Genomic DNA, 1,298 nt, shown 5'->3' on the forward strand with positions numbered 1-1,298 from the left:
CACAACACCCCGGCCGAAACCCGCATCAACCACTACGCTCAGGCCTCAGCTGCCTGAAAACCCCGTGTCCGCCTCACCGGGGCAACTCCACACGGGTGATGCCCGTCCAATCACGCGAGATGCCCCTCTGATCACGCGTGATGCCCGGGTCAGTGGGTGCGGGTGGTGATCAGGCGGGCCAGTGCTGCCAGTTCCGCGCCGGCTCGCGGGGCCGGGTTGACCGCCGCCAGCTCGCGAAGTCCCTTTGCCAGCAAGGCTTCGGACTGGGCTTGGCTCCACTGGCGGCCGCCCGCGGCTTCGACCAGGGACGCCGCGTGGGCCAGCTCGGTGTCGTCGAGCGGGTCCGTGCCGTTGTAGAGCGTCGCCAGCTCGGCGCCCGACGCCGTTCCGGAGGACAACGCCGTCACGACCGGGAGGGACTTCTTGCGGTTCTGGAGGTCCGAGTACACCGGCTTGCCGGTGACGGCCGGGTCGCCCCAGATGCCGAGCAGGTCGTCGATGTGCTGGAACGCCAGCCCGATCGCCCGGCCGAACGCGCCGAACCGCGGCACTGCGCCGGGCCGGGCGCTGGACAACGCGCCGAGTTCGCACGACGCGCCGATCAGGGCCGCCGTCTTGCCGACGGCCATCCGGGCGCACTCCGCCGGCGTGACGTCGTCACGCTGCTCGAAGTCGAGGTCGGCGGCCTGGCCCTCGAGCAGCTCGAGCACGCCCTGAGACAGCAGCTTCGCGCCTTCGGGCGTCAGGAGCTCGAAGGCCACGCTCAGCAACGCGTCCCCGGCGAGCACGGCCGGGCCGGTGCCGAACACCGTCCACGCCGTGGCGCGGTGGCGTCGGGTCGTGTCGCCGTCCATGACGTCGTCGTGCAGCAGTGAGAAGTTGTGCACCAGCTCGACCGCGACGGCCGCGGGGACGGCGTCCGCCGCGTCGCCGCCCGCCGCCTCCGCGCACAGCAGCACCAGCGCCGGCCGCAGGGCCTTGCCGCCGTCGCTGCGCGTGGGTTCGCCGTGGGCGTCCCACCAGCCGAAGTGGTAGCCGGCGATGCGCCGCATCGTGTCGGGCAGCCGCTCGGCGGCCTCGCGCAGCGCCGGCTCGACGAGGCTCTTGCTCCACGCCAGGACGTCCGCGACGGGCCGGGCGGGGATCCGCGTGTTCATGGCCGTCATGAGCTGGGAGTGTGCTGGTGGTCGGTGATGGTCACCGGGGGTCAGCTTTCCCGGCCGAGTTCGGCGTTTTCCAGTATTGCGAGGGCGTCGGGGACGAGGACGGCGGCGGAGTAGTAGGCGGAGACGAGGTAG

At 72.0% G+C, this 1,298-nt stretch carries 2 protein-coding genes; both read right to left on the reverse strand.

All coding sequences use genetic code 11. The annotated features are described in order from the left end of the window. Window positions 1-149: 149 nt before the first annotated feature. A complete protein-coding gene (locus tag ACWEN0_RS49995; protein ID WP_451988807.1) occupies window positions 150-1,166 on the reverse strand; it encodes a family 2 encapsulin nanocompartment cargo protein polyprenyl transferase in 1,017 nt (338 codons plus the stop codon). A gap of 41 nt (window positions 1,167-1,207) precedes the next feature. Continuing rightward, window positions 1,208-1,298 (reverse strand): hypothetical protein (locus ACWEN0_RS50000; RefSeq protein ID WP_451988808.1); only part of this gene is annotated, 91 nt, incomplete at its 5' end.

It is taken from the genome of Amycolatopsis sp. NPDC004378, from assembly GCF_053602455.1.